At 45.3% G+C, this 6,728-nt stretch carries 3 protein-coding genes; all 3 read left to right on the top strand.

Annotation, left to right across the window (positions count from 1 at the left end; genetic code table 11):
- The coding region (locus JKY90_05820) for a hypothetical protein (protein MBL4851781.1) at positions 1-1,961 on the top strand (1,961 nt) is incomplete at its 5' end.
- A 23-nt stretch (positions 1,962-1,984) separates the two neighbouring features.
- Positions 1,985-5,776, top strand: a complete 3,792-nt coding sequence (locus tag JKY90_05815) for a response regulator (protein ID MBL4851780.1) — start codon at positions 1,985-1,987, stop codon at positions 5,774-5,776.
- Between the two features lie 109 nt (positions 5,777-5,885).
- Positions 5,886-6,728 (top strand): hypothetical protein (locus JKY90_05810; protein MBL4851779.1); only part of this gene is annotated, 843 nt, incomplete at its 3' end.

The following is a 6,728-nucleotide window of genomic DNA, read 5'->3' as shown; positions in this document are numbered from 1 at the left end:
TTGTGTTGTTGGTACAGATTGTTGTTAGCGCCTGGTTTTTACATCAGCATCGCGAGCAAGATGTTAAACATATTAACCAGTTATTGAGTCTCAATTCTTTGTCAGCTTTAATGGCAAATCATGCCGTTGCTATTAGCCAGCTTAAATTGAACGAGTTTGTAAAGTTGGCATCAAACGTTGAGCGCTACCAACAAAATCTTGATGTGCTACGGCCTGGATATCAGCAGGGCGAAAGTGAATCCTGGCAGACGTTTAAGCAATTAAACGATATTTGGAAACCCATTCGTGAAGCTGCATCTGATTTGCTCGCTATGGATGAAAAATTGCGACGTTTGCGTGCTGCTGTTGAAGACACCGATCAACGTCTCCCAACTATATTGGTAGAACATGACCACGTTATTGATGCGCTACGAGTTGCGTTAAAAAATCCTGCCAGGCTACGCTTATTGCGCGAGCAACGATTGATACTACATCGTATGGCGGCGAATGCTAACGCTGCGACTGCTAGTGTTCTCAGTGCAGTTAATGCGAATGCGCGCGTTGCACTTTCAGATTCTATCGAAGCTGATTTATTTCTATTGGAAAAAAGTCTTGGCATTATGGTTGCTGATAATAAGGCAACATTGGCAGCAGTTAACCAAGATGATTTTGATGTTTCCTTGTTGCTTAATATCGATGTGATAGCTGAACATTTGGTTGAGCTAGTAGAGAATATGCGTAGGGTTACCACATCACTTGTGGTGATGCGCGACATGAATAAACATGCACAGTTACTTATCGAAGATAGTGGTTTGTTAGTGCGGCCTGTTAAGCAATTGATTGCCGATTATTTGCGAGCAGCTAGAGCGCCAGGAAAAAAACAAACATGGCTTTATTCATCCCTTGCACTGTTGCTGTTCTGGTTGTTTTATAGGGCTTACTGTCACATTCGTCAGATGAGTGATGAGAAATTGGCATTGTTATTTGAAAAGGAAAATTTGCAGACAGGCGTTGATAGCATTGCAAGACAGATAGCTAATTTTTCTGAGGGTGATCACGCGATTAATGCGAGTTCTAAATCGATTGATTGCCAGCATTTGGTCGAGCAAGTCAATCGTATGATGGCGCATGTCAACTCACTGGATCAGAAAATAGCGAAATATTTTTTACCGTTGATTAAGCGTGTGGCAACAGAAAAGTCTGAGGTGATGGTGATCGTAGACAGAGAGGCTACTAATATTGCACGCTTAAGCGCTGAGATTAACAATGTGGTGTCAGGGCAAATGTCGGGCTCGACAGTGTTGGCAAGCCAGGTTATGCAGACGCAGGCGCAGTTACAGTCTTTGTTAAAACAGATTGACGTAGCGAAAAAACAATTAGTGAAAGTGGATGACAGCCAGCCAACGGAAGTCACTGTGCATGCAGTGCGACAGCTACACCAGCATATCGATGATCGTTTGCGTTCATTAGTTGAGTTGTCACAACGTATTAATCTTGAGGTGATTGATCTGAGCTCTACGCTTGCAAGTAGGTCTGGCAGCGATAGAGTGCTGCGACGAGCAATTGAACAATTACAATCATTAACTCGACGTTATCATGGGCAAGCAAATGATGTTGCACAATTACTTAACGATATGACGTTGGCCACGAATCCTCTGCTACAGAAAATGAATCGTGTTGAAGGCATAACAGGAGCCTTTGAGCGCCTTCAGTCTAGCGCAATCGACGATATCAATAAGATTGATCAAGGATTGTCTGACTTTGCTCGGACTATTGCCGGTGCTGATAGGGAGCAGGCGCGGCATATTGAAGCGATAGCATTAATTTTGGATGCATTGCAAGAGGGCAATCAGCGTTTGTCAGTAGCAGCGGTAGATAGTGATGTTGGTATAAAGCAACTGAATAAGCTGGCCACTGAACAGCTGGGAACGTTAAAAGAGCCAGATGCTGGCGATGCGCTTGATAAAGGAAAAAAACAGTGAGTGCTGCTCGTAAAACTTTCTCGATGGCTGATCATGTTGTGGGTGAACAATCACTTCAAATTATTGATTATTGTCGAAAGCTTGTTGATGAGAAAAAAGAATCACTGTCTGTCGGCGAGATAGAGTATTTTTCACTTGAACTAAAATGCGTTAGTGGTGCGCTTAGTATGCTGTCAAACAGGGCGACAGCATTGTTGGCTAAAGAAATTGGCGAGGTTCTTTCTGTTGTCGTAAACAAGCAAGGCCTTGATAAAAGTACACTCTTGATATCGATTTCTAATGCGCTGTCTGATTTAAAAACGGCAGTATGCTCCGAGGCTCGGTTTTGCCCCCCCTTGAGAGAGGGCACGTTGCAGCAAGAGACATTGAGTGCCGCTGCTAGTTATCGCCTTTTGTCAGTGATCAATATATTGCGGGCAGACCGAGGCGAGCAGGCGGTCTCTGCCAATGAAATTTATACTATTGACCTTGGGGTGGTGCCAGTAAACCAAAACCTCAATGCAAGCACCGATAAATTTGTGGTGGTAGCTAAGAACAAGGCGCATCAATTTCAAGCGGCGTTGCTAGCCTGGTATCAAGATTGCCAAAACCTGAATTCAATTAACATCTTGGTAGCGATCGCTGATAACTTAAGGCTTGCTGCAGTCGAACGTCCCCATATTCAATTTTTTGAAGTGATGGCTGCGCTAATCGATTCACAACGTGGTTGTTCCCAGGTGGGTCAATCTGTACGGCTATTATTAGCGCATGTCGAACGTTATATACGCCAGTTAGCTGGTGCAGATACAGCTTATGTGCCAACGGCGCTTACTAAAGATGCGCTACATCACATTGCGGCTAATTGCTATCAGCATAGTGAGCGTGTAATAAGCATTTTAGGCCGCTATGGTTTACGCGATCGTCGCAGCGGTCATGGCCGCGAAATTGACAGTAGTGAAGATACTGTAGGTCGGGCAATTGGTGCACCTCCAAGTGATCCTGAGCTATTAGTTATTAAAGGTGATTCAACACGCCAAGCGCTGCTTGAATGTCGCCGTGAATTGGCGCTGATGGAACGCTCATTAGAGTTGTGGTTGGCTGACAAATCTAATGCTGACGTGTTGGTTAGCGCCTACGATACATGTTACCGCGTTATGCGTTGTTTTGAATTGATTGGCCTGGACAGGCAGGCAAAGATTTGTTTGCAGGCGCAACATTACCTGGTTGAATTGCAAGGGTCGCAAGCTTGTGATAATCAAGAAATTCTTGATAACGATCATTACATGGTGTTTGCTGAAGCGATTGCCGCTTTGGCGTATTTTTTGGATGAAGCAACACAGATGAATGCTGCAATGTCGCTTAATGTTGATGAGTTATTGCAATTAGCTGAGACACGGCTTGCTGAATTAGGCATTGATCAAGCTGAATTAGCGCTAATAGACTCTTCACCGTCTAGCGAGGTAAGTGACCAAGTAGATGATAGGGCTGAGCCGATTACGGTGAATGAGTTTATTGATAAAGGCATTATCACTGATGATAGCGCCCAGATAACGGGCGACATAACAGCCGGGGTCGTAGATAGTGCTATAGATCGTGACATCATTAATAATTTTATCCATGAGGCGTCGAGCTTGCTGGCTGAGCTTAATACGCAAATGGAAACATGGCGTGGTAGTGATGAGCGGAGCACGCCTATGCTGGCGTTACAGCGTTTATTGCATACTCTAAAGGGTAGCTCACACCTTGCAGGGTATTATGATATAGGTTACTTATGCCATGGCTTAGAATCGATGTTAGCTTCGATACAAGCTGGGGTATTGCCAGCATCAAGTTCCCTGATGGAGTCGTTTCAGCAATCAATCGCGAGCATGTCACGCATGCTTACGATTCAGCCTCAGCCAGGCAAGTTTTTTCAGGGTGTCTCCCCGCCCGATCAAAGCCAGACTGAAATACCAGATCAGTTTGCACTGGATGTCATGGTTCACACGCAGGACAATAACAATCATTTGCAGCGATTGTTGCAGCTTAATGCTGAGCAATTAGTTGGCCAAGCGCAGTTGTTTAATGATGTTGCTAAGGCCATGGTGGTTGTGGCAGAGCTCGACGCGACGATTCATCGCTTATCTGCTGAGCTTGATGACACGGGAGAGGGGTATAACGCGATGGCATCAGGACAAGATGCACCCCTCAAGGGGGCTCTTTTTAGTACCCCCTCGAGGGGTATATTGGAAGGAGCTCCTGGAGTGCAAAAAGTACGTTTGGCTGAAGCCGTCAGTGATCTACGCTTGGCCACGAATCAAGTGCTAGGTCATGTTGGTAATATTGAAACGCGCATTGATACCATTTCAGATGCAACAGGATTAATGCGCCAGACGTTGGTAGATACACGGATGGTTGGTCTGGATATTAACGCGAGCGCTTATCAACGCCTTGTTGAGCAGACCGCGATGCAGCTTGAAAAGAACGTTGTATTAGTCATTGATGATTGCGCTATAAAGTTTGATCGCACTGTCTTAAGTTGTGTTTCTGCGGCGCTTGGCCATTTGCTGCGTAATGCAGTTGATCATGGCGTCGAGTCAGAAGCGTTACGAGTGAATGCAAGCAAGCCTGCAAGGGCATCGATTCTTATTGCTTGCACAGTGAATGCACGAGGTATTGCAGTCACGATAACGGATGATGGTGCGGGCATTGATACGCGCGCGCTTTGGCGCTGCGCTTTGGCTAAAAAGCTGATTGATCAAGACGCAGACTTTAGTGAAGAAAAAGCGCTTGAGTTACTATTTAATCCAGCCATTTCAACTAAACCGCTGGTAACACAAGTGTCTGGACGTGGTGTCGGTCTCAATGCCGTTAAAACCACAATAGAGCAGTTGAGTGGAACCCTTTCAGTCGTTAGCGAATTGGGCAAAGGAAGCTGTTTTACACTTAATTTACCGTATTCTGCGGCTTTGATTCCTGCAACAATCGTAACGGTTGCAGGCCGACGATTTGCTTTGCCTGGGCGGATCGATTCAATCGCCATTAATAAAGAGCAACCCGAACAAGCGTTAACAGTTGCTGAAAAAACCTATGCATGTGTCACGCTTGAGGATCTATTTATGATTAGTCCTCAGGGATACACTGCACCCCGAGGCTCGGTTTTGTCCCCCCTTGCACCCCAAGGGCACGTAGAGGGGGAGCACGTTGAAGCACGGCCATCTAGTGGTCAGTCAAGGGCGTTGTTGTTTGATGATGAAAATGCTCAGTTTGCTTTGATTGTCGATACGGTTGAAGGTAATGAGAATATTATCATTGACCCTGCTGGCTCGCAGTTATCCCAAGCGGCTTACCTGGCGGGTATCGGTTTGCTTGAAGAGGGCGTCTTGGTGCCGGTACTTAATCCTGATTTTTTTCTGCGCCTTGTCTCTCAATCGCATGTTAGGCGCGATGGTGAAAACGCCACGCAGTCGCTATTTGGTCGGTGCAAAGTATCAGCAGCGAAAAGGATATTAGTGGTTGATGATTCGCTTACTACGCGCCGTTATTGTGAAAAATTATTACATAATCACGGCTACCGTGTCGTTGTGGCAAAAACCGCAGAAGAGGCATTAGCTATTGCTAATGAGGTGCATATTGATTTATTGCTGACGGACCTGCAATTGCCACAGATGGATGGATTTCAGCTGATTGATAGTTTGCGACAACAACCACAATACGATGCTTTACCAGTTGTGCTTATCAGTGCTAGCGACCGTGATGAGGAGCAAGTACAACGTCATGGTATTGCCGCTTGGTTGAACAAGCCGTATCGAGATCAAGAACTTTATGATGTAATTAAGCATCTGACAGATAAGTAGTGCTGGCAGGGGTCTGTGAGCACGCTTTAGCTAACTCTGACAAGTTAGCCCTCAAGTTCATGCTTGATATGTCGATGTTTGGTGCGTAGATCTAACGTTTAATGCCTTTATGTCAACACAAATCGGGAAGAAATTAGGGTTACTGGTATGCAAACCAGAAGCGATTCAGCGCTTGTCTGAGCCGCTAGAAAGTTGTGGCTGGACAATCAGTCAAAGCGTTGTATTGGTTCACGATCAGATTGTAGCGGGGCTGTTTGAAGGTGCCAGTGCGCTAGTGGTTGATCTTGATGGCGCTGATAATAGTCAATTACAGCATCTCAATGAACTTGTTAGCGCCGAAGTACGCCCTGTTCTCTTTAGCGATTCTGCTCATGATCAAGATTGGCAGCAACACCTGCATATCAAATTAACGGATCTGCTGAGCAAAGTTGAACTTCATATTGATATAAAGCCACTCGATAAAGTGGTTGGCGACGATGGCGTAAGAGAGCCAGCGATTAAAAGCGATAGTGATATAGCAGATGTATCCGTTATGTCAGGCAATGTTTGGTTGTTGAATAGTTCGCTTGGTGGGCCTGAAGCATTACGAGAGTTTTTTAGCACGCTGTCTTCAGGTTTGCCCATCAGTTTTATTGTGATGCAGCGTGTGGCTAAAGAGCATATTAAGGTATTGGTGAAGCATCTAGAGCAATATACTGATTATTCGATATCAGTAATGAATGAGCCTATCGTGCTATGTGACGGAACTCTAATATTAGTTGCAGATGGCAGTGGCTTTGCTATTGATAATAAAAATACATTGCTACCTAATACGATTTCGCTACACGAACGTGCCTACGATCAAATGATGACAGTGCTCGCTGAGCGATATGGTGTCAATGCCAATGTCATCGTATTCAGCGCTATTGGCGAAGATGGCACCAAGGGTTGCCAGAAAGTTCTTGCATCAGGC

The sequence above is a fragment of the Gammaproteobacteria bacterium genome (genome assembly GCA_016765075.1).
GTDB lineage: Bacteria > Pseudomonadota > Gammaproteobacteria.
The sequence above is the reverse complement of the archived record's forward strand: the minus strand, read 5'-3'. Positions and strand labels throughout refer to the sequence as shown.